This window comes from Blastococcus sp. SYSU DS0619, assembly GCF_054051035.1.
In genome coordinates, this window is record NZ_JBJHAM010000044.1 from 1 (window position 1) to 1603 (window position 1603).

The 1603-nt window shown below is 70.7% G+C and carries 2 protein-coding genes; both read right to left on the minus strand.

The annotated features are described in order from the left end of the window. Nucleotides 1-777: SDR family oxidoreductase (locus ACI79T_RS21020; protein WP_456612037.1), on the minus strand; the 777-nt coding region annotated here is incomplete at its 3' end. A gap of 4 nt (nt 778-781) precedes the next feature. Continuing rightward, nucleotides 782-1603 (minus strand): fumarylacetoacetate hydrolase family protein (locus tag ACI79T_RS21025; protein WP_456612038.1); only part of this gene is annotated, 822 nt, incomplete at its 5' end.

Genomic DNA, 1603 nt, shown 5'->3' on the forward strand with positions numbered 1-1603 from the left:
GACCATTCCGCCGTCGACGAGCAGGTTCTGCCCGGTCTGGTAGGTGTTGGCGCCGGAGACGAGGAACGCCGCCACCCGGCCGAACTCCTCGGCGGTGCCGTACCGGCCGATGGGGATGCCCTTCTCCGACTGGGCCCGCACCTCCTCCACCGACTGGCCGGTCTGCTTGGCCTTGTTGGCGTCCAGGGAGGCCACCCGGTCGGTGGCGATCCGGCCCGGGCCCACGGTGTTGACCAGCACGCCCTCGGAGGCGAACTCGATCGCCAGCGACTTGGCCAGGCCCACCACGGCGACCCGGTAGGTGTTGGACAGCAGCAGGTTGTCGATCGGCTGCTTGATCGACGACGACGTGACGACGGCGATGCGGCCCCACTGCTGCTGGCGCATGTGCGGCAGCACGCCGCGGATCAGCCGCACGGTGCTCATCAGGTTCAGGTCGTGCGCCTGGTACCACTTCGCGTCATCGACGGCGTCGAACCCACCCGGCGGCGGGCCACCGGCGTTGGCGACCAGCACGTCCACCCCACCCAGGCGCCGCTGGGTCTCCTGGAGCAGCCGGGCGACGTCGTCGGCGTCGGCGACGTCGGCGGCGCAGTGCTCCACCTGCCCGCCGGTGGCCTCGGCGATCTCGGCGGCGGTCTTCGCCAGCTGCTCCTCGCCGCGGCTGGAGATCATCACCTTCGCGCCCTCGGCGGCCAGCTGGGTGGCCGTCGCCCGCCCCAGGCCCTTGGACGCCGCGGTGACGAGCGCGACCCTGCCGGTCAGTTCCAGGTCCATCGGTTCACTCCACGGGGTTGGTGAGGTCACGGAAACCGGCGATCTGCACACCGGCGGTGTCACCGGGCCGGATGTGCACCGCGCCGGGGGTGCCGGTGGAGATGATGTCGCCGGGCAGCAGCGTCATCACCCGGGAGTGGAAGGCCACCAGCCACCACGGGCGGAAGGTCATGTTCGACACCACGTTGCGCCGGTGCACCCCGCCGTTGTGCAGCGTCGAGACCTCCAACGCATCGACGTCGGGCACCTCGTCCACGGTCACCAGCTCCGGGCCGAAGCTGAAGAACGTGTCGAAGCTCTTGGACCGGGTCAGATACCGCGGGTTCTTCTCCAGGATGTCCTCAGCCGTCATGTCCACGATCGTGGTGAACCCGGCCACCACGCCCGGTGCATCGGCCTCGTCGACGTCCCGGCACTCCCGCCCGATGATGACGCCGAGCTCGCCCTCCGCCGTCGTCCGCTCCGACTGCGGCGGGATCCGGATCGCCTCACCCGGGCCGATGATCGCGGTGTCCGGCTTCAAAAACGACGCCGGCTCCGTCGAGGGCGCCGACTCCTTCAGATCCGCGGCGTGCTCCACGTAGTTCAGCCCGATCCCCCAGATCTTGCGGGGACGCCGGTACAGCGGGGCGTAGGCCAACCGGTCCTGCGGGATCGCCAGATCGTCCAGCAACCCGGCCGGAGCACCGCCCACCCACTGGCGCAGCGCCTCGACCTCACCGTGCTCCAGCAGCTCCTGCACCGTGCCCGACCAGGTGGTGCCCAGCGCCTCGTTCACCGCCGTCAACAACACCGCACCCGACGGCCGGACCAGCGCCGCCGGCTC